At 69.8% G+C, this 23,179-nt stretch carries 21 protein-coding genes, 1 tRNA gene and 2 pseudogenes; 12 read left to right on the top strand and 12 right to left on the bottom strand.

Features of this window, described 5'->3' with window-relative positions:
- Positions 1-3 precede the first annotated feature (3 nt).
- Genes ACYQ8Q_RS19880 through ACYQ8Q_RS19870 form a run of 3 tightly spaced genes read left to right on the top strand, consistent with a single transcriptional unit; the run spans position 4 to position 1,289 of the window.
- On the top strand, positions 4-261 hold the full coding sequence (locus tag ACYQ8Q_RS19880) for a helix-turn-helix domain-containing protein (protein ID WP_460066642.1): 258 nt from the start codon (positions 4-6) through the stop codon (positions 259-261).
- Positions 262-296: 35 nt separating this feature from the next.
- On the top strand, positions 297-1,007 hold the full coding sequence (locus tag ACYQ8Q_RS19875; RefSeq protein WP_460066640.1) for an IS3 family transposase: 711 nt from the start codon (positions 297-299) through the stop codon (positions 1,005-1,007).
- A 39-nt stretch (positions 1,008-1,046) separates the two neighbouring features.
- Positions 1,047-1,289 (top strand): hypothetical protein, encoded by a 243-nt coding sequence (locus ACYQ8Q_RS19870; RefSeq protein WP_460066638.1) that lies wholly within the window; start codon positions 1,047-1,049, stop codon positions 1,287-1,289.
- Between the two features lie 40 nt (positions 1,290-1,329).
- On the opposite strand, the gene ACYQ8Q_RS19865 is transcribed toward ACYQ8Q_RS19870, so the two are convergent.
- Both ACYQ8Q_RS19865 and ACYQ8Q_RS19860 read right to left on the bottom strand, forming a co-directional pair.
- The gene (locus ACYQ8Q_RS19865) at positions 1,330-1,515 is read right to left on the bottom strand and encodes a hypothetical protein (protein WP_460073772.1); all 186 of its coding nucleotides are present in this window, start codon (positions 1,513-1,515) and stop codon (positions 1,330-1,332) included.
- A gap of 6 nt (positions 1,516-1,521) precedes the next feature.
- Positions 1,522-1,680 (bottom strand): annotated as a pseudogene (locus tag ACYQ8Q_RS19860) (helix-turn-helix domain-containing protein); the annotation flags it as partial.
- 1,369 nt (positions 1,681-3,049) lie between these two features.
- On the opposite strand from ACYQ8Q_RS19860, the gene ACYQ8Q_RS19855 reads away from it, so the two are divergent.
- Positions 3,050-3,292 (top strand): hypothetical protein, encoded by a 243-nt coding sequence (locus ACYQ8Q_RS19855; protein WP_460066637.1) that lies wholly within the window; start codon positions 3,050-3,052, stop codon positions 3,290-3,292.
- A 443-nt stretch (positions 3,293-3,735) separates the two neighbouring features.
- Here the strand turns inward: ACYQ8Q_RS19855 and ACYQ8Q_RS19850 are convergent, their stop codons facing one another.
- The 3 genes from ACYQ8Q_RS19850 to ACYQ8Q_RS19840 form a co-directional block, all read right to left on the bottom strand.
- On the bottom strand, positions 3,736-4,062 hold the full coding sequence (locus ACYQ8Q_RS19850) for a hypothetical protein (protein ID WP_460066635.1): 327 nt from the start codon (positions 4,060-4,062) through the stop codon (positions 3,736-3,738).
- A gap of 1,057 nt (positions 4,063-5,119) precedes the next feature.
- Complete coding sequence (locus ACYQ8Q_RS19845) at positions 5,120-5,578, bottom strand: hypothetical protein (RefSeq protein WP_460066633.1); 459 nt, start codon at positions 5,576-5,578, stop codon at positions 5,120-5,122.
- 174 nt (positions 5,579-5,752) lie between these two features.
- On the bottom strand, positions 5,753-6,319 hold the full coding sequence (locus ACYQ8Q_RS19840) for a Uma2 family endonuclease (RefSeq protein WP_460066631.1): 567 nt from the start codon (positions 6,317-6,319) through the stop codon (positions 5,753-5,755).
- A 556-nt stretch (positions 6,320-6,875) separates the two neighbouring features.
- Between ACYQ8Q_RS19840 and ACYQ8Q_RS19835 the strand changes: the two genes are divergently transcribed.
- Entirely contained in the window at positions 6,876-8,210 is a 1,335-nt protein-coding gene (locus ACYQ8Q_RS19835; RefSeq protein ID WP_460066630.1) for a ferredoxin reductase family protein, read from the top strand.
- A 156-nt stretch (positions 8,211-8,366) separates the two neighbouring features.
- Here ACYQ8Q_RS19835 and ACYQ8Q_RS19830 read toward each other — a convergent pair.
- The 4 genes from ACYQ8Q_RS19830 to ACYQ8Q_RS19815 form a co-directional block, all read right to left on the bottom strand.
- Positions 8,367-8,439, bottom strand: a tRNA-Arg gene (locus ACYQ8Q_RS19830).
- Between the two features lie 364 nt (positions 8,440-8,803).
- The gene (locus tag ACYQ8Q_RS19825; protein WP_460066629.1) at positions 8,804-9,202 is read right to left on the bottom strand and encodes a VOC family protein; all 399 of its coding nucleotides are present in this window, start codon (positions 9,200-9,202) and stop codon (positions 8,804-8,806) included.
- Positions 9,203-9,370: 168 nt separating this feature from the next.
- On the bottom strand, positions 9,371-11,005 hold the full coding sequence (locus ACYQ8Q_RS19820) for an IclR family transcriptional regulator domain-containing protein (RefSeq protein ID WP_460066627.1): 1,635 nt from the start codon (positions 11,003-11,005) through the stop codon (positions 9,371-9,373).
- A 165-nt stretch (positions 11,006-11,170) separates the two neighbouring features.
- Positions 11,171-12,490, bottom strand: coding sequence for a M6 family metalloprotease domain-containing protein (locus ACYQ8Q_RS19815; protein ID WP_460066625.1), 1,320 nt, complete (start codon positions 12,488-12,490; stop codon positions 11,171-11,173).
- A gap of 240 nt (positions 12,491-12,730) precedes the next feature.
- On the opposite strand from ACYQ8Q_RS19815, the gene ACYQ8Q_RS19810 reads away from it, so the two are divergent.
- Together ACYQ8Q_RS19810 and ACYQ8Q_RS19805 are read left to right on the top strand one after the other, a co-directional pair.
- A complete protein-coding gene (locus tag ACYQ8Q_RS19810; protein WP_460066622.1) occupies positions 12,731-13,384 on the top strand; it encodes a TetR/AcrR family transcriptional regulator in 654 nt (217 codons plus the stop codon).
- A 153-nt stretch (positions 13,385-13,537) separates the two neighbouring features.
- Positions 13,538-15,070, top strand: a complete 1,533-nt coding sequence (locus ACYQ8Q_RS19805; RefSeq protein ID WP_460066620.1) for an MFS transporter — start codon at positions 13,538-13,540, stop codon at positions 15,068-15,070.
- Between the two features lie 383 nt (positions 15,071-15,453).
- Here ACYQ8Q_RS19805 and ACYQ8Q_RS19800 read toward each other — a convergent pair whose 3' ends face one another.
- Positions 15,454-15,963, bottom strand: a complete 510-nt coding sequence (locus ACYQ8Q_RS19800; protein WP_460066619.1) for a MarR family winged helix-turn-helix transcriptional regulator — start codon at positions 15,961-15,963, stop codon at positions 15,454-15,456.
- 130 nt (positions 15,964-16,093) lie between these two features.
- Between ACYQ8Q_RS19800 and ACYQ8Q_RS19795 the strand changes: the two genes are divergently transcribed.
- Positions 16,094-16,879, top strand: coding sequence for a dioxygenase family protein (locus tag ACYQ8Q_RS19795; RefSeq protein WP_460066618.1), 786 nt, complete (start codon positions 16,094-16,096; stop codon positions 16,877-16,879).
- A gap of 89 nt (positions 16,880-16,968) precedes the next feature.
- Here ACYQ8Q_RS19795 and ACYQ8Q_RS19790 read toward each other — a convergent pair whose 3' ends face one another.
- On the bottom strand, positions 16,969-17,496 hold the full coding sequence (locus ACYQ8Q_RS19790) for an N-acetyltransferase family protein (RefSeq protein ID WP_460066617.1): 528 nt from the start codon (positions 17,494-17,496) through the stop codon (positions 16,969-16,971).
- Positions 17,497-17,710: 214 nt separating this feature from the next.
- On the opposite strand from ACYQ8Q_RS19790, the gene ACYQ8Q_RS19785 reads away from it, so the two are divergent.
- Both ACYQ8Q_RS19785 and ACYQ8Q_RS19780 read left to right on the top strand, forming a co-directional pair.
- A complete protein-coding gene (locus tag ACYQ8Q_RS19785; RefSeq protein WP_067251246.1) occupies positions 17,711-18,706 on the top strand; it encodes a sigma-70 family RNA polymerase sigma factor in 996 nt (331 codons plus the stop codon).
- A gap of 530 nt (positions 18,707-19,236) precedes the next feature.
- Positions 19,237-19,644: pseudogene (locus ACYQ8Q_RS19780) on the top strand (TetR/AcrR family transcriptional regulator); the annotation flags it as partial.
- 556 nt (positions 19,645-20,200) lie between these two features.
- On the opposite strand, the gene ACYQ8Q_RS19775 reads toward ACYQ8Q_RS19780, so the two are convergent.
- On the bottom strand, positions 20,201-21,178 hold the full coding sequence (locus tag ACYQ8Q_RS19775) for a helix-turn-helix transcriptional regulator (RefSeq protein ID WP_460066615.1): 978 nt from the start codon (positions 21,176-21,178) through the stop codon (positions 20,201-20,203).
- 191 nt (positions 21,179-21,369) lie between these two features.
- On the opposite strand from ACYQ8Q_RS19775, the gene ACYQ8Q_RS19770 reads away from it, so the two are divergent.
- Both ACYQ8Q_RS19770 and pfkB read left to right on the top strand, forming a co-directional pair.
- Positions 21,370-22,131: a DeoR/GlpR family DNA-binding transcription regulator gene (locus ACYQ8Q_RS19770; protein WP_460066614.1), complete on the top strand. Its 762-nt coding sequence runs from the start codon at positions 21,370-21,372 to the stop codon at positions 22,129-22,131.
- A gap of 26 nt (positions 22,132-22,157) precedes the next feature.
- The gene (pfkB, locus tag ACYQ8Q_RS19765; protein ID WP_460073410.1) at positions 22,158-23,105 is read left to right on the top strand and encodes a 1-phosphofructokinase; all 948 of its coding nucleotides are present in this window, start codon (positions 22,158-22,160) and stop codon (positions 23,103-23,105) included.
- Positions 23,106-23,179: the final 74 nt, after the last annotated feature.

Genomic DNA, 23,179 nt, shown 5'->3' with positions numbered 1-23,179 from the left:
CCAGTGGGCAATTCGTGCGCCGAAAAACTGCGTTGTCGCGCTCTCGAGATGATTTCCGAGGGGGAGTCGGCAGGAGAAGTCGCACGGCAACTCGGCATCTCGGAGCAGACCGTGCGTCGCTGGCGGAACTCCCCCACCGCTGAGCCGGACCTGGTGTGGGCCGGCACCCGGATCAGAGAGCTCGAGGAAGAAGTTCTCGCGTACCGGAAAATCATTGACGCCATGAAAGAGGTGATGCCCCCAAAAGGCGTTACGAGGTGATTTCCAGGGTCGCTTCCCAGGGTTTTACGACGAGCATGCTCGTCACCGTTCTTGGCGTATCCGCATCCGGCTACTACGCCTGGCGAAGCCGTCCCCCATCGAGGCGATCGCTAAGACATGGATGGCTGTCCCAGGCGATCCTTGAAATTCATCGTGATTCCGGTTCCGAATTCGGATACCGCCGTATTCAGGAGGAACTCGGCCACCGTTACGGCATCAACGTCAGTCATGGAACCGTGGAAGTCCTCATGGATCGGGCCGGAATCCGAGGCAAAGCGGGTCGGCCGCACCATCAGACCCGTCGGCACGCCGTCGACGTGCCCAGTCATCGCTGGGTCGTGGATGTGCAGGTCTGCGAGGCGGCCAGGGGACACCTCTATGCAGCAGTCGTCCTGGACGCGGCGGTACGCCGACTGGTGAGCTGGAGCACCGCGGCGACGGCCGACCGCGCACTTACCTGTCGTGCCCTCGATGCCGCCATCACCGGCGGCGCCGACATGGGTTCTTCCGCCAACGCCGCGAGCGCCAGGATTCTCGCGTGCACCTTCACCGAACGCGCCGGCCTCCTGGGCTGTGCTCCGGCTTCCGGGGCGAGGGGGGACTGGTACGACCACAGTGTGGTCGAGACCTTCTGGGAAGAGATCCGCCACGAACTGCGATCCCGGCAGGTCTGCGCGGAACCACATACCCTCAGGGCGAGACTTCTGGCAATCTTCAAGGATTTCAACGAAAAGCGGACGACCTGATACCTCATCCCGACCTGTAGCGATGGTGGACGAATGGACATGAAACCTCCCCTGTCGATTGCTGACGCATCCAGTTCCGGGGCGAACACAGGGGAAAACGCATCGGCAACGCAGGCGCATCGCGTTCTGTTGTACGGTGCTCTGGATGTGGCATGTGTGCCACTCGATGTCGTCGATGTTCAGGCTGTGTTCAAAGTCGCTGAACTTGACTACATCACCGTGCAGGCTGTCATCGCCTGGATAACCGGCAAGAGAACAGTGAAGATCCCCTCCTCCAGGTGACCTGCAGTGTGTTTGCAGGGGGCGCCTGAACTCGTTCCTCCTAGTCGGCGCCCTCGGCCCGCAGCAAGGACTCGACGAGGACGGCCACGTGCCGACGGTCCTTCGGGTTCAGTTTCTGCACACTCGCGATGAGGATTTCCACCTCTGGATCCGCGATCTCCGGTGCGTCCTCGAAGTACAGGTTGACTCCCGCGGCCTCGGCCGCAGCCCGCTTCACGGTTGCCACTGGTATGCCCAGTCCTTTGGCCAAACCCTCCAGAGTGGTCTTCTGAGGCATCTGCGCCAGCCGTTCCGACGTCGCCAAGTGGTGGACCGTCGAGCGGGATACGCCGCCGCGGCGAGCTACATCACTGTAGGACCAGCCGTTCTGATCCAACTTGTGCCTGATCATTTCCTGCAAGGCGTTGGGCACCGCTGGCACTTCCTGTAGATGGAGAGAGGGTCTCTTGTCAATGAGTCTAACGGCCTTACCATCCGGTAGCTCTTGTCTGGAGCGGGATCTGCTCTCACGAGGCGACCGCATGTACCCTCACCGACGATGACGACCGCGGCTTGTTCCCCCACGCGCGTCGCCGTTTGTATTGTCACACCCGCCTGCCAGGCCCTTCGGTTCCCGGACGGATGGCGAGCGGTTCGGTCGCAGGCGTTGCCCGACGTCATCAACAGGGGGAATCGGCCGACAGCACGTTCAACCTGATGGTGGGTCGGGTGTCGCCCGGAGCCTCGCCAGTCGCGTGGTGCCGCTCAGGAGGGGGCGGGTCGTTGGAGTGCGACGCCGGGTCAGGGGCCTCGGGCGGGCTGTGTGCTTCGCCCGGGAGGTCGTCACGGCACGGCTTGCCAGGCACAGAACGAAGCGATTCCACAGCCCTGTCATCATGCCGGGTCAACGTCGGACTCGCCGTAAAGGGCACGGCCTGCTGGTCGCGGCGTCCTGGGGCCGCCCGTGTGCTCGCAAACGCCTCCGCTTGTCGAGCGGATGGTGCCGGCGAGGTGACCGCGAGATGTTGTCCGCGGTCATCTTCGTGGCCACCTCGGGATCCGAGTTCGTCCAGGGCCAGGCGGTGGAGCTCGGCCCACACCGGGGCCTCGGTCCGCTCGGCCGAAGTGCCGGTGCCGCAGGGCGAAGCGATCGTTTCGGAAAGTTGGATGCAGAGCCTGTCGGTGCCGGCGGAACGAACCACGCGCATGCGATGCAGGACTCACCGAAATGATGCAACTGATGTTGCCCTGGGCGTGCGCCTGGTGGCGCCATGCGGAGCCACCGGAGATTGAGTAGCTTCCCTAAGCCGATCGGCCAGCATGTCGTAATCCACGGAAAGGATCTCGAAATCATGCTGGTAAACGGTGCTCTCCGCAGCGGTGCGGAAGCAGATCAGCCGCTCGGCCGATCTCATTCTCCCCGAGCTGCGGTCCCGTGGCTCTCAGTTCGACTTCCACTGCGACAGCGGAAGTCGACGAGCGGACCGACCGCGCCTCCTGGTACGAGACCTGTCGCTGACGGATGGGCATCCCTGTCTTGCGATGCTCGCCGCTGGGGCGGTAGAGCTGACGGTGTGATGGGGGGAGCAGCTCGGGAGGAAACCGTGTGGCGGTCGACCGGGCCGCGTTGCCCGGTCGTCCAGGTGTTCTCCTCCAGGCTCTCGAGGAATGGGTCGAAAAGCACAGGGGGTTACAGATATCCTCATGCGATGCTCGACAGCAGTTTTAGACTCTTGCTCTGACGAGAGGGGTTGCAGGTGCTCTTCGTGCAGGGAACGTCAATGACCGCGGTAGTCCGCGGCAGCACCGGCGAGCCGGTAATCTTGCTGTCTGGTAAGCCGCATCCGATGGAGAGTGAAAGAGGTTCGGAGGATCTGGTGAGGGCGGCGAGTGCCGTTCTTGACTCGGATGAGCTTCGAATTTTCAAGGCCGCAATCAACAAATTGAGCGCAAGATCGCCAAATTTTCATTATGCCGAAGACGGGGTAGTGCTGGTCGTGTACAAGGTGACGGAGACGATCTGAGTCCGCTGGTGCGGACCCGATCGCTCGAGGACTCTCCGAATGGCGGGACTTTCCACGGGGGCAGGCCGGCCGAGGCTGTTTCGCTCGGCTCTGCGGGACGCCTGCCCGAGCCCCTCGCGGGTATCTGTCGGCCACTGCCGCGTCCGTGACCCCCCGTGGGGGACAAAGGTAAGGCGAAGCCCTTTTGGCCCGGACACGGCAGACGCCGTCACTCACTGATGCCGTCGGCATTCCGGTGGTCTCGACATGTCATGACCACCCGTTGATCGCTTGCCGAAGGAGCGCGTGCCTGCCCGGAGCCGGGACCTGACGCCCGGTCCTGGAGCGCGCGCTCCTCGTTTTTACGGAGACATGTCGGTCTGGCGGACGGAGTGAAGGCATTACTGCAGTCGCGCCGCCCGCGGTCAAGAACGGTGACGACGGGCGGCACGGACTCTGTCGGACTAGCGACGCCAGTAGGGGGAGCAGTCCCAGTCCCAGTCCCGGGAGGGGTAGCGGTGGTGGTAGCGCCAGTACCCGTCCCGGTCGTGGCCCCAGCTGCAGCGGTACCTGTGGTCGTGACGACGCCAGCGGTCGTCGTGACGACGCCAGTCGCCGCCGCGGTCGTAGTGACTGCGGTCTCGCCAGTCGCTGTCCCCACGGAACTCGCGGGATCCGCTGTCGCGCGTGTGAGACGAGCCGTCCCTGTCGAGCGAGGGGGCGCCCGGCGCCGCGGCGGATGTACCCGGCAGCGACGGAGCCGCGATCGCCTGGGCCGAGAGAGGCACCATGACAGTGGCAGTCGCCAAAATCGCGCCTGCCACCGCCTTAGCAATTGTTTTCACATGGTCTCCTTTCGAGTATCAGGGCTGGGTTCAACCCGGTGTTGAATCTGACGCTACATCAAATTGTCCCGTTGTCACGCAGGCTGATTTGGGGTCAGTCCCGAGTGTTCGGCCCGGCGGGATGAAGAAACGGCTGCTCAGCGGCTTTTCCTGGTAATCCCCGGGGCTCATGGCCAGGCGGCAAACGGCACTCGGACAGGCGAATATCGGACCCGTTCGGATCTGTTTGTCAATCGACCAAGAAGAAGTGGCTGTGCGGGGCGTCTATTTAATTGCCCTGCATTTTTCGGAGTCGCCGAATGTGAAAGTGCATCTCCGTGACCGCTCAATTATTTAATTCTGCCCCGACTCTTACGGAGTGAATTCTTGAGAGCGGTGTGCGGGAGGTGGCACGGACTCGTGTCGCCTGCGCCCTACGGGAACGTACGAGGTGAACGGCCATGCCGTGCCTGGTGGGCCCGGTGCCGCGGCCGGCCGGCAAGTCTCACGGATCAGACCGTCGGCGTCATTGCGTCGTGACGCCGGCCCGGGCCCCGTTTCTCCGGTTCCACTGCCACTCCGCCGCAACCGGTGACGTCGTGGGCAAGGGTGCGCGACGCTCCACGGGGGCCGCGCCTGCGCTCTGCCTTCGCCAGGACATCGGAGGCGGCCGCTGAGGGTGCGGCCATGCCAGTCCCGGATGGACGCTGCCTGACGGCGCCTTGCCATTCGTTCCCATGTAAGCCAAAAAGCCCCTCGGAGATCACTTCCGAGGGGCCTTTCCGGTGCATCGTGCCTGGTCAGGCCTAGTGCCCCCGGCAGGATTCGAACCTGCGACACCCGCTTTAGGAGAGAGGCGGGGGAGTGGGGGCGCTGACCAGGAGCTTCGATACCTGGTCGGACCACCGAGAACTCGACCGCGAGACACCCCCGTTGACCATGGCTGCCCCTTGCATCCGGCACGACTGTGGCACGCGGCGAGCAGACGGCTCGGAACCTGGCCGGCTCCGCCGGTGCCTGGTGCTCAACCGCCGTAGCGGCTGCGCAAATCTTCGGTGATTCGCGACATCAGCCCAACCGGGCCTTCCGGGGGCGTCTCCGTCAGTGGACGTTCTGTCTGGGGATCGTAGGCAGTCAGCCCGGTCTCCTTCTCAACGATGGCCGCAAGGGCGGAGACCTGGCCGAGCACGACTGCCGCGCCGTCCCCCGCATGCCAGTAGGGCACAGTGATGCTCACCTCGTCACCGAAGACGGACAGGCCGATGCCGGTGCGCGAGTGGCTCAGGTCCCGCGACTCCTTCTCGCACTCCGTGATCTCCACACCGCCCAGCAGGGTTCGAGCCTGCGGCACTATTCGGTCCCAAGCTTCAAGGAGGTGGGTGGGGATCGGCTCGCTGTCCTCGGCTGCGACCTCCATCTCCTCCAGGACCTCATCCCAGGACTGCCCGTCGCGTCGCTTCAGGAAGCAGATGTCGTAGCTCACTGCGCGATCGTAGGCACGCGAACACTGCGACGGCAGGGCTGAGGCTGCTTGCCCGTGCCGACTCCTTGGCGGCATCAGCTGGGGAAGCTGCGATCATTCATCGGGGCGTCTCCCCCGCCCCGCCCTGTGTAGGAGCGTCCGCTCACGCACTGCTGGCTGTTCAGCGGCGTGTGGTCAGATCTGGCCGAGGTCGATCTCCGCCGGGAAGGGGGCCGCTACCTTGAGGACGCCGGTGAACACGTCTCCGTCCCGGTAGGTCTTCGTCGCGGGGTCGAGAACGTAGGTGTATACGAGAGGTACGCCTGTCGCGGCCTGCTCGATCCGCCAGTAGAAGCCGATGCCTGCCTTGGCATACTGGTCGACCTTCACGATCCGGTCGGTGGTCTCCGAGCCTGGCGACACCACCTCCGCGACCAGCAGCACGTGCTCGGGGCGGGTGGGGGTGATGTCGATCGTGTCCGCGCGGTACACGACGACGTCCGGGCGGCGACTGGTGAGCGGGACGTCCTGAAGCCGGACGTCGAAGTCGGTGTCGGCGTTCCACTCCGGGCCCGCGGCGGCATCCAGGGCGTTCGCCAGAATCCGGGCCAGCCGGTTGTGCCGCTTGGACGCACTCGGACTCACGACGACCATCCCGTCCACGACCTCGATCCCGGCGCACTGCTCCTCGGACCAGGAGTCGTACTCCTCAGCGGTGATCTGCTCATGCATCCACGCCGGGGCCACCATCTCGGCCGTCATGAAGCACCTCCCGGACACTGTCCCGCGGGCCCGATCCCGCTGGATTCAGCGTACTGTCTGCCGTCCGTCCGGCACGCTGATCTCGCTCACGCCCGCTCCCCGTCGACCAGCATCCGACCAGCGAGCCCACGACAAGTGAGGAACCAGCACGTGGACTCGTCACCGGGGGATCGGAACGGGCCGGCGGTACCACTGACCCGGTGGCCCACCCCGGAGAGCGCGGCAACGGCCGGCCCGGCGAGTCCCAGCACAACGGCCGAGAGTACGCCGCCACCTCACCTATGTCCTCGAAGTGCTGATGCGCGCGGCGCCGGCCACATCGGTGAGCGGCTGCACCACCCGGCGACGTGAACCATCGCGGAACCCTGCCCGCAGGACACATCGAACGCCGAACGGCGATCGGATTCGACGGTTCTGGCGTGAACGGATCGGGCACACGGTCCGTATGCATATCCGATCAGGGGTGCGTATCCGGACGAATTGCTCGATCTTCATTGGGTTAGTGCGCACGGGCCGTGAGTGCAGCGGCCACGGGGGATGCGAGGAAAGCATGGCGATGGCGAGTAACACGGTGAGCAGAGGCACCGTGCTTCCGGTGGACGCGGCGCGTTGGGCGATGTGGACTTTCGTCATCGTCAACGCGGCGACCGTCGAGGCGCTGTTTCTCAGCGCCGGTTCAGGCAAGAACGGGGTGCTCACGGTCGCCAAGTTCTTCGGACTGCACGCAGCCCTGCTGATGCTGTTCCAACTGCTGCTGGTGGCCCGGCTGCCCTGGCTGGACCGCCGCATCGGGATGGACCGGCTCACGGTGTGGCACCGCTGGGTCGGCTTCTTGCTGCTGTGGACCGTCCTCACCCACGCCACGCTGGTGGTGCTCGGCTATGCGAACCTCGACGACGCGTCCATGGGGAAGACGTTCGTCGCACTGAGCGGGGTGCCGGCCTCCCTGCTGGGCATGCTCGCCGCGGCCGTCATCGTCGTGATCGCCGTGATCTCCACCCGGCCCCTGCGGCGGCGACTGCGGTACGAGGTCTGGCACGGTCTGCACCTGCTGCTCTACGTGGCCCTGGGCCTGTCGTTCGTCCACCAGTTGCAGGAGACCACGACGTTCACGTCCTCCGCGTTCGCCACGGCTTACTGGTGGATTCTGTGGCTGTTCGCCTTCGGCGCCCTGCTGACCGGGCGTGTCGCCATGCCGCTGTGGCGCAACGCCTACCACCGGTTCCGCGTCGCGGCCGTGGTACCGGAGTCGGACAACGTGGTCTCCGTGTACGTCACCGGCCGACACCTCGACAAACTCCCGGCCAGGGCGGGGCAGTTCTGCATCTGGCGGTTCCCCGGGCACAACCACTGGTGGCTGGCCAACCCCTTCTCCCTGTCGGAGGCGCCGGGCGGACAAGGGCTGCGCCTCACGGCGAAGGCGGCGGGCAGCGCCAGCGCCGGCCTGCGGAACGTCCCGGTCGGCAGCCGCGCCTTCGTCGAGGGACCGTACGGGGCGTTCACCTTTCTGCACCGGACCCGGCCCGGCACCCTGCTGATCGCCGGGGGCGTGGGGATCACGCCCGTGCGGGCCATGCTGGAGGAGGAGGCGCCCGGCGACGTCGTCGTGCTGTACCGGGTGCGCAGCGAGGCCGACGCCGTGCTGCTGAACGAGGTGCGCCACCTGGTCGCGCTACGGGGCGGACGGCTGCACCTGCTCACCGGCAGAACCGGCGAGGGCGGCACCCCGCCGTTCGGTCCGGGCAACCTGCACCGGCTGGTCCCCGACATCACCGAACGCGACGTGTACGTCTGCGGGCCGCCCGCCATGACCAGGACCGTGCTCGCGGGCCTACGAGACCTGCGGGTCCCCGCGCGACAGGTGCACGCCGAGAAGTTCGGTCTGGCCTGAACCGGAAAGGGGCCCGACGTCCAGACCTGCGCATAAAGATCCGCTACAGGCCGAGCAGTACCCGTCGCTCACGCAAACGGCCCCGGATGAGGAGTCCGAGGCCGAGTAAGAGCCCTCCCTGGGGGATAAACCCCAGGTCAGAGCGGTAATGCGTTGTGCCCCCGGCAGGATTCGAACCTGCGACACCCGCTTTAGGAGAGCGGTGCTCTATCCCCTGAGCTACGAAGGCGGGGGCCTGCAGAAAGCCCTGGAGGAAATCCAGCTGGTGGATCTTCCGCCGAGGCTTGCAAGCCCGCTGGTCAGTGGGGGTGTGCCGGGTGTTCGCGACGGTTTCCCGGGCGGACGAGTGGCGTGACCTGACCGCTGACGTGAACAGCGTAGCGGATCGGGGCGGAGGGGAGGGCTGGAGTATGGGGTGTGAGGCGTTTGGGTGGGGTTGACCTGCGGTTTCCTGTTCAGGGATCACCTGGCGTCTGGCGTGGAGGCCGGGGTGAACGCGGCGGCTCACGGTCTCCCGGGCCTCGCTCGTGCACCGCACTCCCGACGGCGCTGCCGCCCCTGGTACCCAAGTGCCCATGGATCGTCGGGCCGTGTCATCGGCTCGCGAGGATCTCCAGGTAGTGCCTGTTCTGCATGATGCCCAGGACATTGCCGAACGGGTCCACCACCGAGCCGCCCACGAAACCGTCGCCGAATGCGCGGAGCGGCTCGTGGACCGTGGCGCCCAGGGCGAGGAGGCGGGTCAGGGTCGCCTCGGCGTCGTCCACGTGCCAGTACGTCACCGCGCCTCCCGCCGAGTCCGAGTGGGCGCCCAGAGTCTCCGTGAACTTGCTGTCCAGCAGGCCCAGTTCGTGCTGGTAGTCGCCGATGCGGAACTCGGCGTAGCCCGGGCGCTCGAAGTACGGCCCGATGCCCAGGAGTTCGGTGTACCAGCGCTTGGCGGCCTCCAGGTCGGCGGCGTGGAAGCGGACGGTCGTGAGGCCTCGCAGCATCGCGGCTCCTTGGGAGAAGGGCTTCTGTGCTGAGGACAGTAGAGGCGCACTAGGTCGGATTCCGTCCTAGATGGAAGCCCCGGAAGCCCCGGAAGCCCCGGAAGCCCCGGAAGCCCCGGTAGCCCCCTCCGCGTCCTCCCCGGGCAGCTCCGACCGAGGCAGGAGGTCTCAGGACAACGGCACCCGGGTGAAACGCGCCGCCACCCGCAGATCCGCCTCGACGAGCGCCGCGGTCGCCGTCAGTTCGGGTGCCAGGTCGCGGACGCACTCCTCGGCCGTCCGCCGCGCCGTGTGGGTGGCGATCCCGAGTGCCGCGACGACCCGGCCCGTCCCGTCCCGTACGGGAACCGCGACCGACCGCAGCCCCTGCTCCAGTTCCTCGTCGACGAAGGCGAACCCGCCCGCCTTCCCGCCCTCACGCCCGTCCTCACGCCCGCCCTCGTCCCCGCCCCCGTACCGCCCCGTCAGCACCCGTCCCGCCGCCGTCAGTCCGGCCGGTCGCCGGGTGCCCACGGTCACGTCCACGTCCACGCTCATCCGATGGTGCGCGGCCACCCCGGCCGTGTACTGGATCTCCTCGCCCCCTTCCGTGAGGACCGCGAGCGCGGTCGACTCGTGGACCCGTTCCGCGAGCGCCGCGAGGTGCGGGGTCGCGATGCGGGGGAGTGTCGTACGGGACAGGGGTGGGAAGCCGAGGGAGAGGACGCGCGGGGTGAGGGCGAAGGTCTGTCGGGGGCGGCCGGGCTCCACCAGCCCCAGGTGCTCGTAGGTGATCAGGGCCCGGCGGGCGGTGGCCCGGGCCAGTCCCGTCGCCTTGGCGACCTCCGTCAGCGTCAGCTCGGCCCGGCCCTCCCCGAACGCGGTGAGGACGGTCAGCCCGCGCGCCAGGGACTCGATGAACTCCCGGCCCAGCTCCTGCTTGGACGCGCCCGTCCACAGTGCGAGACCCGCGGGCGGCGGCCCCGGGTCCGCCACAGGTGCCCGCAGCAGTTCCCCCTCCATCGCCGCGACCGCCGCCCGCAGCCGGGGCAGCAGGGTCTCGCGCAGATCGGCCGCCGTGTGCCGGCTGGTGTGGCTGACGACGTTCGCGACGCACACGACCCGCCCCGTGCCCGGCGCCCGTACCGGCACCGACACGGCCACCAGACCCGGCTCGATCAGCTGGTCGTCGAGGGACCAGCCCTCCTCGGCCGCCCGCTCGGCCCGTCGTACGAACTCCTCGTCGGGCGCCCGGTGCGGGGCGGCCGGTACGGCGGTGAAGGACCGGTCCTCCGGGTCCGCCGCCCGGCGCTCGCGCCACCGCCGCCAGTCGGCGTCCGTCCACTCGGCGGCGAACAGCGGGCCCGGCGCGGTGCGTTCGGCGGGCAGCAGATCGCCGATGCGGAAGCTCAGGGACATCGCGCGGCGGCGGGTCGCCTGGTGGATGAAACGGATGCCGTCCCGGTCGGCGACGGCCAGGGACACCGACTCGTCGAGTTCGTCGGCGAGCGCGTCGGCCCGCGCACCCAGCAGCGCCGGCAGCCGGAGCGCGGCCAGGCAGGCGTTGCCCAGCTCCATCACGCGCGGGGTGAGGATCGCGTCCCGGCCCTCCAGCCGGGCGTACCCCATGCGCACCAGCGTCGCGACGACCCGGTCCACCGTGGAGCGGGCCAGCCCGGTGGCGCGCTCCAGCTCACTCAGCCGCATGGTCCCGCCCGCCCCGGTCAGCTCCCGCAGCACGGCCACCCCGCGCATCAGCGGCACCACGGCCTCCGCGGGCGCGCCCGCCTCGGGGCCGGGGATGGTGGTCGTCTTCGCGGACATCGGCTCTCCCGTACGGGGATCTGGGCAGCCCTACGGTAATGCGACCCCACGGCACACGACTCACGGCCTACGGTTCTACGACCCCACGGCACACGACTCACGGCCTGCGGTCCTACGACCGTACGACCCTCCTCACCGCCCCGCCCCGCCCTCACCGCCCCGCCCTCACCGCCGAGTGACCCGCACCCGGTAGTCCCCCTTCAGATCCGCGCCCGTCACCGAGATCTGGATGCCCCGCTTGGTGTCGGTGAAGGACTCGCCGGGCGCGTAGGGCGCGTCGGAGAGTTCCGCGTGGACGTTCGGGCTGCGCGTGCAGCCCCCGCTGTCCTCGGCGGAGTCGTACACCGTCACCGGCCCCATACCGGTGTCGATCCCGGCGTCCACCTTGTAGACGAGCACCCCCGGCCGGCACACCGTCTCGTCGTTGCCGCCGCGGGTGCGCAGCTCGACGGCGTAACCGGTGCGCGCGTCGACGGGCACGAACACCAGCTTCGGGCCGCCGGTCCGCCACAGCGGGGTCAGCCGGTACTCCGCCGAGCCGCGCACCGCCGAACAGGCGATCTGGCCCGCGTCCAGCCAGCCCAGCTTCCACTTGTGCCAGCCGAGCAGGTCGTTGTTGGCCCCCCAGTCCTCGCTCATGATGTCCCAGTGCCCGACCGCGCCCCCGCCGTCCTGGGTGTAGAGGTCGGGCAGCCCGAAGACGTGCCCGTTCTCGTGCGGCAGGACGCGGTAGCCGGTGCGGCCGTAGGAGCCGGAGCCGTCGTCCTGGCGGGAGTAGACGAAGGACGCGTTGGCGACGGTCACCCCGTCGGCGACCGGCGCCTCGGTGTTCCCGGCGAACGTCACCGACAGGACCGTGTCCAGCGCGGAGGGGCCCGCGTTCGGGGTGACCAGCACGTTCAGCAGGTCGTACGAGCGGAAGTCCACGCTCGGGTCGGCGGCGGCCACGATGTCCTGGACGAGGCGGCGGTAGCCGGGGTCGAAGGGCGCGCCGCGCTCTATGCCGTACGCCCGGAACGTCTTCGGCATCCGCAGCCAGTGCCGGATCGGCGTCTCGGAGCGGTAGTCGAGACGGCCGTAGGACGCGGTGCGGAACCACTGCTCGGTCTGCGGGAAGAACTCGCGGTAGCGGTCGAGCGCGGTGCCCCGGCCCGGCGCGTCGGAGAAGTCGACCATGAGGGTGAGGGCGCGGACGGTGCCGGTGGAGCGGGCGTAGCCGCCGGGGGTCGGCACGCCCTCGGACATCTGGACGGAGGGGCCGCTCCTGATCATGCAGGGGGCGAGGCCGGCGGTACGGCCCAGCGAGATCGGGCCGGCCCCGGCCCGGGTCGGCCCGAGCGCGAGGCCGGGGTCGAGGCGGCCGGTGCCGGCGGAGGTGCTGACCGCGAAGGTCAGCGCGGTCACGGAGGCGAGGACGGCGACGCGGCGCGGGCGTATCCGGCGGCGGAGGGGTTCCGGGGCGGTGCGCGCGGGCTGCGGCTGCATGCGGGGCCTTTCCCTCCGGGCAGCCACCCGGTCACCGGCTGCACCCTTTCGCTCACCCTGTGACGCGGGGCGGGCGGGCGCGCGCTGGGAACGACCGATCGTGTGCATGTGACCCAGGTCACGAAGGAAAGTTCCGGCCGCGGGAAATAACCGGGGATCGCTTCCCCGTTTAGTCAGGTGTCCGAGTGAAACGGGGAGAGCTTCCCCGGATCGCCCCGCCCCAGCTTCGAGGAGTACGCCGTGCAGACCGCGACCTCGGCGCTTCCCGCCGCGCGCAAGGCGCCCCGCCCCCGGGCGGACGCCCTGCGCAACCGGGAGCGGATCGTCAGCGCCGCCCGCGAGATGTTCACCGAGCTCGGTCCCGACGTACCGCTCGACGACATCGCCCGCCGGGCCGGCGTCGGCAACGCCACGGTGTACCGCCACTTTCCCGACCGCGACGCCCTGGTCCGCGAGGTCGTCTGCTCCGTCCTGGACCGCACGGTCCTGGCCGGCCAGGCCGCCCTCGCCGAGTCCGGGGACGCCTTCGCGGCGCTGGAGCGCTTCGTGCACGTCTCCGCCGACGAGCGGGTCAGCGCGCTGTGCCCGATGGTCTCCAGCACCTTCGACCAGCACCACCCCGACCTGGAAGCCGCCCGGCTGCGCGTCGAGCGGATCATCGAGGAGGTCATGGACCGCGCCAAGGCCGCCGGACAGCTACGGCACGACGTCGGCGTCGGCGACGTGATGATCGCCGTGGCCCAGCTCAGCCGGCCCCCGGCCGGCACGGGCTGCCTGAGCGCCGACCGCTTCGTCCACCGCCACCTCCAGCTGCTCCTGGACGGACTGCGGGCCCCGGCCCCCTCCGTCCTGCCGGGCACCGCCGTGACCATGGAGGACCTGCGTCAGGCCTGAACCCGACCCGTAACCAGCCGGTGGTCCAGCGGCCGTCGCCGTAGACGAGCCGTCCGCTCACCACACCTTTTTTCGGCTTCTCCCAGCTTCTCCCAGCCCGTTCAGCTTTCTCTCAGCTTTTTTCCGTCACGAAGTCCCGAAGTGGGTACCTCCATGTCCGAAACAGCCCTCAAGGCCCCCGGCGTCCCGGACGCCAACCGCTGGAAAGCCCTGGCCTTCATCGCCATAGCCCAGCTGATGGTCGTCCTCGACGCCACCATCGTGAACATCGCGATGCCCTCCGCCCAGCAGGATCTCGGCATCTCCGACGGCAACCGGCAGTGGATCGTCACCGCCTACGCCCTCGCCTTCGGCGGACTCCTCCTCTTCGGCGGCCGGATCGCCGACCTGTGGGGCCGCAAGCGCGCCTTCGTCACCGGTCTCGCCGGCTTCGCCGCGGCCTCCGCGCTCGGCGGCGCCGCCACCAACGAGGCCATGATGTTCGGCGCCCGCGCCCTCCAGGGCGCCTTCGGCGCACTCCTCGCGCCCGCCGCGCTCTCCCTGCTCGCGGTGATGTTCACCGACGCCAAGGAGCGCGCCAAGGCCTTCGGCATCTACGGTGCGATCGCCGGCGGCGGTGGCGCGGTCGGCCTGATCCTCGGCGGATTCCTCACTGAGTACCTCGACTGGCGCTGGACGTTCTTCGTCAACATCCCGTTCGCGATCATCGCCGCGGCCGGCGCGTACTTCGTCATCCGTGAGCCCGAGGGCGGCCGCAACCGCTCCGCGCTCGACATCCCGGGCGTCATCCTGTCCACCCTGGGCCTGGTCTCCCTGGTCTACGGCTTCACCCGCGCCGAGTCCGACGGCTGGAGCGACTCTCTGACCGTCGGCATGTTCGTCGCCTCCGGTGTGCTGCTGCTCGCCTTCGTGATCGTCGAGTCGAAGGTCAAGGCCCCGCTGCTGCCCCTGCGCGTGATCACCGAGCGCAACCGCGGCGGTGTCTACCTCTCCCTCGGCCTCGCGATCATCGCGATGTTCGGCCTCTTCCTGTTCCTGACCTACTACCTGCAGGTCGTCAAGGGCTACTCCCCGGTCAAGACCGGCTTCGCGTTCCTGCCGATGATCGCGGGCATGATCACCGGCTCCACCCAGATCGGCACCCGGCTGATGACCAGGGTCGCCCCGCGCCTGCTGATGGGCCCCGGCTTCCTGGTCGCCGCGCTCGGCATGCTGCTGCTGACCCGGCTGGAGATCGGCTCCTCGTACGCGGCCGTCCTGCTGCCGGCGATGCTGCTGCTCGGCCTCGGCATGGGTACGGCGTTCATGCCGGCGATGTCCCTGGCCACCTACGGCATCGAACCGCGTGACGCGGGTGTCGCCTCCGCGATGGTCAACACCTCGCAGCAGGTGGGCGGCGCGATCGGCACCGCCCTGCTGAACACGATCGCCGCGTCCGCGACGACGTCGTACATCAAGGACCACATCGCGGGCACCGCCTCCAAGCCCCAGCAGCAGCTGGTCCAGCTGGAGGGCATGGTGCACGGCTACACCAGCGCCATCTGGTTCGCCGTGGGCATCCTGGTCGCCGCCGCCGCGATCGCCCTGACCCTCATCACCGCCGGCAAGCCGGAACTGGGCCAGGCCACGGGCGAGGGCACGACGGACGCGGAGGACGCGATCCAGATCCCGGTGGTGGCCCACTAGGGACGCCGCTCCGCGGGGGCGCGTTCCTACGGGGCGCGTTCCTACGGGGCGCGTTCCTACGGGTCGCGCTCCGAGGGGTCGCGCTCCGAGGGGTCGCGCTCCGAGGGGCCGCGCTCCGAGGGGCCGCGCTCCGAGGGGCCGCGCTCCGAGGGGCCGCGCTCCGAAGGGACGCCGCTCCGAAGGGTCGCGCTCCGAAGGGGCGCGGGGAACTGCGCGACCAGCCACGACGGCGCAGCACCCGAAAGACCGCACCGAGCGGCGTGTCCAACAGAGGGGCATGTCCAACCGGGCGCCGCGTCCAACCGGGCGCCGCGTCCAACCGGGCGCCGCGTCCAACCGGGCGCTGCGTCCAACTGGGCGCCGTGTCCGACCGAGCGCCGTGCCTAACGGAGCCAGGGAAGGTCCGCCCCCGCCTCATCCGGCTGAAGGCCCTCGGCGATGATCTGCATGATCTCGCCGAGGGCTTTCTGCTGCTCCCCGCTGAGCCGGTCGAACACCGCGTTGCGCACGGCGGTGACATGCCCCGGCGCCGCCCGCCGCAGCATGTCCAGCCCCTCCGCGGTGAGCACGGCGAACTGCCCGCGCTTGTCGGAGGCACAGTCCTCACGCCGCACCCAGCCGCTCTTCTCCAGCCGGGCGATGGCGTGCGAGAGCCGCGAGCGGGTGATCTTCGCGTGCATGGCGAGTTCGGTCATCCGCAGCCGGCGCGCGGGCGACTCGGCGAGTTTGACCAGAAGGCCGTAGTAGATGTGGGGCATGCCCGCGTCCCGCTGGAGCTGCCGGTCCATGTGGTCCTCGAGCAGGATGCTCGCGTGGACATAGGAGCGCCAGACGATCTGCTCTTCGTCGGTGAGCCATCGGGGCTCTTCAGCGGAGGTGGATGCGGTCTTCATGGGATCCACTGTAAGCGCACGCTCCTTGAATTTTAAACCAATTGGGAATATGCTGTTGGATGTTGACGTTTTAGATTTCAAGCAACGGTTCCGGTAGGGAGCCGACCGGGAACCGGAGGGAGTCGCCGTCATGTCCGCCGCCACTCAGGAACGCATGCCCGCCCTGTACCTCAGTCATGGCGCGCCGCCGCTCGCGGACGACCCGATCTGGCCGGGTGAACTCGCGGCCTGGTCCGCGGGCCTGCCCCGCCCCAAGGCGATCCTGATGATCTCCGCCCACTGGGAAGAGGCCCCCCTCGCCCTCGGCGCCGTCGAGCCGGTACCCCTGGTCTACGACTTCTGGGGCTTCCCCGAGCATTACTACCAGGTGACGTACGGCGCACCCGGCGCACCGGAGCTCGCCGAGAGCGTGCGCAAGCTGCTGCGAGCCCCCGGGATCCCCGTCCAGGACATCCCCGACCGCGGCCTCGACCACGGCGCGTACGTCCCGCTCGTCGAGATGTTCCCGGCCGCCGACATCCCCGTCCTCCAGGTCTCGATGCCGACCCTGGATCCCGTGCGGCTCATGGATATCGGCCGCAGGCTCGCCCCCCTGCGCGACGAGGGCGTCCTGATCGTCGGCTCCGGCTTCTTCACCCACAACCTCGCCGCCCTGCGGCAGGGCGGCATCCCCTCCTGGTCGGTGGAGTTCGACGACTGGGGCCGGCGCGCCATGGAGGCCCGTGACTGGGACTCCCTGCTGGACTTCCTCCACAAGGCCCCGGCCGGCCGCTACGCCCACCCCCGCACCGAGCACTTCGCCCCGCTCTTCGTGACCATGGGCGCGGCCGAGGTCTCCGGCGAGCTGGACGCGCAGAAGTCGGTGATCGACGGGTTCTGGATGGGGCTGGCGAAGCGGTCGGTGCAGTTCGGCTAGTCGGTGCAGTTCGGCCAGGAGTCTCGGAGCTCCTGCCGAAGCGCTGTGCTCCTGCCGAAGCGCCGAGCCCCTCAGACCCCTGAGCTGCCTCAGGAGCCCTGGAGTTCCTTCTCGTACCAGGCCACGTCCCAGTAGCGGCCGAACTTGCGGCCCACCTCCCGGTAGGTGCCGACATACCGGAAACCGAAGCGTTCATGCAGCCGCGTGGACGCTTCGTTCGGCTGCGCGATCCCCGCGTACGCCCGGTGCAGATCCTCCCCGGCGAGCGCCTCGAAGAGCGCCTTGTAGAGCAGCGTGCCGATCCCGCGGCCGCCGGCGTGCGGGGCCACGTAGACGGTCGCCTCCACCGAGGTCGAGTAGGCGGGCTTCTGCCTGTAAGGGCTGGATGTGGCGTACCCGAGAATCTCCTGTGAGTCCGTGTCCACGGCAACCTTCAGCCGGTACGGGCCGTCTTCAGGGTGGGAGAGCAGCCAAGGGCGGCGCTCTTCCGGAGTGAAGACCGCGGTATCGAATGTGATGGGCGTCTCACGAACGTAGTGGTTGTAGAGGTCGGTGAGGGCCATGAGGTCCCCCTCGACTCCCGGCCTGACCTGCACCTCTGCGTGCTCGGACGCCATCGCTTCTCCCCGTGTGGCCTGCCAATGGCCGGACAGGGTACTGCATGATCAGAAAATCCGGGGTGCGGGTTGGGAATTCTGTCCTGATTCCAGTCGTTGTTTCCATCGGATGCAGGGCACACGAGCAGAGTCCCGAAGCGAGTCCCGGGACCACTGACCGAGTGCCCGGTGTCCAAGGACCACCCGCTGACCCCACCATCGCAAGGGAGCACGCATGGCAACCCGTGCCGTCGCCCGTCGTCAGTCCGCCAGTGGCCGGACCGGCGCGGCAAGCAGTGTTCGCGCCCATGGCGGCGAGATCGCCGACCGCGACCTGGTCGGCATGTATCTCGACGAGATCGCGCGCACACCGCTGCTCGACGCCGCCAAGGAAGTCGAGCTGTCCCAGATCATCGAGGCGGGTGTGTTCGCGCGACAGGTCCTCGACGGGTACGAGGAGTCCCGCGCGGACGCCACCCGCGAGGAACTGGAGGCCCTGGTCGCCGAGAGCGAGCGTGCCAAGGACGTCTTCATCCGCTCCAACCTCCGCCTGGTCGTCGCCGTCGCCCGCCGCTACCCGCGCAGTGGTCTGCCCCTGCTCGACCTGATCCAGGAGGGCAACGCCGGACTGGTCCGCGCGGTCGAGAAGTTCGACTACCGCAAGGGCTTCAAGTTCTCGACGTATGCCACCTGGTGGATCCGCCAGGCCATCACCCGTTCGATCGCCGACCAGTCGCGCACGATCCGTCTGCCCGTCCACCTGGTGGAGGAGCTCGGCCGGATCCGCCGCGTCCAGCGCGAGTTCAACCGGGAGCACGGCCGCGAGCCCGAGCCCCAGGAGATCGCCGCGGAGCTCGGCTCCACCCCCGAGCGCGTCACGGACGTCCTGGACTGGGCCCGCGACCCGGTGTCCCTGAACATGTCGGTGGACGACGAGGGCGAGACCCAGTTCGGCGACCTCCTGGAGGACACCTCGGCGGTGTCGCCCGAGCAGTCGGTCCTCACGCTGCTGCGCAGCGAGGAACTCGACGGCCTCATCGACCGCCTCGACCCGCGTACCGCCTCCATCATCAAGATGCGGTACGGCATCGAGGACGGCCGGGAGCGCACCCTCACCGAGGTCGGCAAGGAGCACGGCCTGACTCGCGAACGCATCCGCCAGATCGAGAAGCACGCACTGCTGGAGCTGAAGAAGCTGGCCCGCGACACCGGGTTCGAGGCCGCGGCCTAGGCGGCCGGGGCCTCCCGGCTCCCCTCGGATCCTCGGCACACCCCGGGGCACGCAGGTTCCGCCCGCGTGCGCCGGGTGGTGCCGCCCCGCGCGAACATGGCGATACAACGTCGCTTCAATGCGGGGGACCGGGGAACAAGACTTCAGGGCACGGGAGTTCGAGACCTGCGACCGAGCCCGTCCCGCTTCCAGAGGACCACGTCCCGACGCACCATCCCCCCGGCGCCGGGACTTTCCCCGAGCCGGGCTTCGGCGCCTTCCCCCTGGCGCCGGGGCCCGGCTCGCTCCTGCCCGCCGACGCGGCTTCCCCCGTACGACCCGCTCGGCGGCCCTCGTACGATCCGCCGCGCCGCCCTCGTGCACACGCCCGGCTTCCGCCGATGCCGAGGTGGGCGGGGCACCCCGTACCTGAACCACGGGGTGGCCCGCCCGGATGGCAGATTGTGCCACATGGGCATAGCCTGCCGAATGTGACCAGCTCCACCCCCGCCACGGCCTCCCTGACCGAGCGGCGCAAGGCGGCGACCCGGATGGAGATCGCCAGGGCCGCGGCGGGCCTCTTCGTCGCCCATGGCCTCAAGGCCACCCGCGCCGAGGACATCGCCCAGGCCGCCGGCATCGCCCCGCGCACCTTCTACCGCTACTTCGCCACCAAGGAAGAGGCCGTCGCCCCCCTCTACGCGGCGGGCGCGCAGCGCTGGGTGGAAGCGGTCCGCGACGCCCCGCCCGCCCTCTCGCTCCCCGACGCCCTGGCCCACGCCGTCCACCACACCCTCGTCCCGGGCCGGGGCGTCTCGGCCGCCTCCTGGGAATGGGTCCGCACCCTGATCCGCCTGGCGGGGGCGGTGCCCGCCCTCGGAAAGGTCTGGGCGGAGGTCTGCCAGGCGTCGGAGGAGTCCCTGGCACAGGTCCTGGCGGCCCGGCTCGCGGGTGAGGGCGGGGCGGGTGGTGCCGGGAACGGTGATCCAGGGGACGGTGATGCAGGGGACGGTCGCGTCGGGAACGGTGGCGTGGCGACCGGTGGCGTCGGGAACGCCGAGGACAGGGCCGGCGATGTCGGGAACGGCGGGGACGGGACTGACCGTGCCGGGCAAGGCGGGGACGCGGCGGACCATGCCGGGCACGGAGGGGTCGGGACGGGCGATGCCGGGTCCGGCAGGGACGGGCACGGCGATGCCGGGAGTGGAAATGCTGGGAGCGGAAATGCCGGGAACGCCGGTGTCACGCCACACCTGCGTTTCGGTGCCGCCGTCGTGAGCGCCGCGGTCCGGGTCGCCGTACAGAGCTGGGCCGCGACCGACGCCCCCGCCACCGCCCTGGACGGCCCGTCGACCCTGGCGCTGCGGAACCTGGAGGCGCTGCGGGAGTTCGCCTGGCAGCCGGGGCAGCCGGGGCAGCCGGGGCAGCCGGGGCAGCCGGGGCAGCCGGGGCAGCCGGGGCAGCCGGGGCAGCCGGGGCAGCCGGGGCAGCCGGGGCAGCCGGGGCGCAGCTGATTCAACGCGCGCCCTCCGCACCTCCAGCCCGCCCCAATCGCGCCCCCAACTCCCGTACGCACTCCACCAGTTCCTGAGGCTCCCGCACCGAGAACTCGTACCCCAGCAGCGCCAGCCGCAGCGCCAGCCACTCCACCGGATCGCCGGTCGTCCCCCGCAGCCGGCTCCCGCCCGCCCCGTCCTCCTCCGGTCGGCCCAGCCACGCGGGCAGCCGCGCCGCGACGGCCTCCGGCGGCTCCGCGAAGGTGACGTCGTACCCGTACTCGTGCGCCTGCCCCTGCAGGGACCGCCGCAGATACTCCGCCGCGTCCCCCTCCGGCAGCTCCCGGGGCGTGAACCGCGCCCCGGTCGCGAACGGCTCGCTCACCCGGTCCACCCGGAACGTCCGCCAGTCCGCCCGGTCGACGTCGTACGCCACGAGGTACCAGCGCCGCCCCGTCGACACCAGCCGGTACGGCTCGGTCAGCCGCCGCGACCCGGTGCCGTCCTTCGCCCGGTAGGCGAACCGCAGCCGCTCGTGCCCGGCGACCGTGGACGCCATCACGGTCAGCGTCTCCGGTGCGATGGTCGCCCCGTCCCCGCTGGTCAGCGGGGTGGTCGCGGCCTGGAGCGTCGTGACACGCCGGCGCAGCCGGGCGGGCAGCACCTGTTCCAGCTTGGCCAGGGCCCGTACCGACGCCTCGTCCACGCCCTCCACCGCGTGCCCGGCGCCCGCCCGCAGCCCGACCGCGATCGCCACGGCCTCCTCGTCGTCGAGCACCAGCGGCGGCATCGCCTTGCCCGCGACCAGCCGGTACCCGCCGTCCGCGCCCTTGCTGGCCTGCACCGGATATCCCAGCTCGCGCAGCCGGTCGATGTCCCGCCGCACGGTACGCCGGGACACCCCGAGCCGCCGGGACAGCTCACCGCCGGGCCACTCGCGGGGCGTCTGGAGGAGGGAGAGCAACTGCAGCAGCCGTGCCGGAGTGTCCGTGGTCATGCGTCCGAGCATGCCGCAGAAGTAGGACGGGACCTGACCTAGTGCGCGGACAAGTCCGTTCATGCCCGAATCAAGCCCGAACCTGTTTACTTTCCGGAAATCCGGGCGTAGCCTCGGCTTGAAACCACAAGTTCGGGCATCAGTCGGACAATAATCGGACATCAGTCGGACACAGTCGGAAGCGAGCGGACATGTACGCACCGGAGCGGCAGCAGGAGATCCTGCGGCTCGCCCGTGAGGGCGGCCGGGTGGACGTCCTGTCGCTGGCCGAGGAGTTCCAGGTGACGGCGGAGACGATCCGCCGCGACCTGAAGGCCCTCGACCGCGCCGGTCTGGTGCGCCGGGTCCACGGCGGTGCCATACCGGCCGGACGCCTCGACTTCGAACCGGACCTCGCCGAACGCGAGGGCACCTCCACCGACGAGAAGGACCGCATCGCCAAGGCGGCCCTGACGGAACTGCCCTCCGAGGGCACGATGATCCTCGACGCCGGCACCACGGTCGCCCGCCTCGCGGCCGCGCTCCCGCTGGAGGCCGAGCTCACGGTCGTCACCCACAGCCTGCCCATCGCGGCCCGACTCGCGGACCACCCCGGTATGCAGCTCCATCTCGTCGGGGGGCGCGTGCGGCATCGTACGCGCGCCGCCGTGGACGCCTGGGCGCTCCGCGCTTACGGCGAAATCCGGGCTGATGTACTTTTTGTGGCGGCCAACGGTTTCTCCACCGAGCACGGACTGACCACCCCCGACCTCGCCGAGGCCGCCGTCAAGCGGGCGGCCGTCGCCGCGGCGCGCCGGGTCGTCCTGCTCGCCGACTCCGCCAAGCACGGCCAGGAGCACTTCGCCCGCTTCGGCGACCTGAGCGACGTGGACCTGCTGATCACCGACAGCGGGCTGAGCGACGACGACGCGGCCGCCATCGAGCGCGGCGGCACGGAAGTAGTACGAGCATGAGCGGCACCCCCACGACCCCAGGCGGCGTGATCCTCACGGTCACCCCCAACCCCTCCCTGGACCGCACCTACGAGGTGCCCTCCCTCGACCGCGGCGAAGTCATCCGCGCCACCGGCGAGCGGATGGACCCCGGCGGCAAGGGCGTCAACGTCTCCCGCGCGGTCGCCGCCGCCGGCCGGCGCACGGTCGCCGTCCTGCCCCTCGGTGGTGCGCCGGGCGCACTCGTCGCCGAGCTCCTCGACGCCCAGGGCATCGAGGTCGCCCCCGTCCCGGTCGCCGGAGCCACCCGCTCCAACATCGCGCTCGCCGAGTCCGACGGCGTCCTGACGAAGATCAACGCGCCGGGTCCCGAGCTCTCCCCGGACGAGCAGGAACTGCTCCTGGAGACCGTCCGCGAGCAGTCGCGCGACGCCGACTGGATCGCCTGCTGCGGCAGCCTGCCCCGCGGCCTCGCCCCCTCCTGGTACGCCGAGGTCGTCGCCCGGGCGCACGCCGGGGGCGCGCGGATCGCCCTGGACACCTCCGGGCGCGCCCTCCTCGAAGCGCTGCGCGAGCGGCCCGACGTGGTCAAGCCGAACGCCGAGGAACTCGCCGAGGCCGTCGGCCGCCCCCTCGCCACGGTGGGCGACGCGGTGAAGGCGGCCGAGGAACTGCGCGAGATGGGCGCCCGTGCCGTCCTCGCCAGCCTCGGCGCCGACGGACAGCTCCTCGTGGAGGACGCGGGCACCTGGTTCGCGAGCGCCCGCGTCGACGTCGTCCGCAGCAACGTCGGCGCCGGCGACTCCTCCCTCGCCGGGTTCCTCATCGCCGGCGGCCACGGCCCGGCGGCGCTCGCCTCCGCCGTAGCCCACGGCGCGGCGGCCGTACAGCTGCCCGGCAGCGTCATGCCGACCCCGGGCGACCTGGACCCGGCGGCGGTGACGGTCACCGCGGACGTACCGGTGGACCGCGAACTGAAGGAGCCGGTGTCATGACGACCCTCCTGTTACTCGCCGCCTCCCTCCCCTCTCCCCACCCCCACCTCACCCCCACTCCCGTCCCCACCCTC

It is taken from the genome of Streptomyces sp. YKOK-I1, from assembly GCF_054660435.1.
This window is presented reverse-complemented; position numbering and strand designations above follow the sequence as displayed.

Coding starts and splice junctions, on each gene's coding strand:
- ACYQ8Q_RS19855 (WP_460066637.1), top strand. CDS start 3,050: ATGACCGCGGTAGTCCGCGGCAGCACCGGCGAGCCGGTAATCTTGCTG.
- ACYQ8Q_RS19820 (WP_460066627.1), bottom strand. CDS start 11,005: ATGTCCGCGAAGACGACCACCATCCCCGGCCCCGAGGCGGGCGCGCCC.
- ACYQ8Q_RS19840 (WP_460066631.1), bottom strand. CDS start 6,319: ATGACGGCCGAGATGGTGGCCCCGGCGTGGATGCATGAGCAGATCACC.
- ACYQ8Q_RS19850 (WP_460066635.1), bottom strand. CDS start 4,062: ATGGTGCCTCTCTCGGCCCAGGCGATCGCGGCTCCGTCGCTGCCGGGT.
- ACYQ8Q_RS19800 (WP_460066619.1), bottom strand. CDS start 15,963: ATGAAGACCGCATCCACCTCCGCTGAAGAGCCCCGATGGCTCACCGAC.
- ACYQ8Q_RS19785 (WP_067251246.1), top strand. CDS start 17,711: ATGGCAACCCGTGCCGTCGCCCGTCGTCAGTCCGCCAGTGGCCGGACC.
- ACYQ8Q_RS19875 (WP_460066640.1), top strand. CDS start 297: ATGCTCGTCACCGTTCTTGGCGTATCCGCATCCGGCTACTACGCCTGG.
- ACYQ8Q_RS19870 (WP_460066638.1), top strand. CDS start 1,047: ATGAAACCTCCCCTGTCGATTGCTGACGCATCCAGTTCCGGGGCGAAC.
- ACYQ8Q_RS19795 (WP_460066618.1), top strand. CDS start 16,094: ATGTCCGCCGCCACTCAGGAACGCATGCCCGCCCTGTACCTCAGTCAT.
- ACYQ8Q_RS19805 (WP_460066620.1), top strand. CDS start 13,538: ATGTCCGAAACAGCCCTCAAGGCCCCCGGCGTCCCGGACGCCAACCGC.
- ACYQ8Q_RS19825 (WP_460066629.1), bottom strand. CDS start 9,202: ATGCTGCGAGGCCTCACGACCGTCCGCTTCCACGCCGCCGACCTGGAG.
- ACYQ8Q_RS19770 (WP_460066614.1), top strand. CDS start 21,370: ATGTACGCACCGGAGCGGCAGCAGGAGATCCTGCGGCTCGCCCGTGAG.
- ACYQ8Q_RS19815 (WP_460066625.1), bottom strand. CDS start 12,490: ATGCAGCCGCAGCCCGCGCGCACCGCCCCGGAACCCCTCCGCCGCCGG.
- ACYQ8Q_RS19835 (WP_460066630.1), top strand. CDS start 6,876: ATGGCGAGTAACACGGTGAGCAGAGGCACCGTGCTTCCGGTGGACGCG.
- ACYQ8Q_RS19790 (WP_460066617.1), bottom strand. CDS start 17,496: ATGGCGTCCGAGCACGCAGAGGTGCAGGTCAGGCCGGGAGTCGAGGGG.
- ACYQ8Q_RS19775 (WP_460066615.1), bottom strand. CDS start 21,178: ATGACCACGGACACTCCGGCACGGCTGCTGCAGTTGCTCTCCCTCCTC.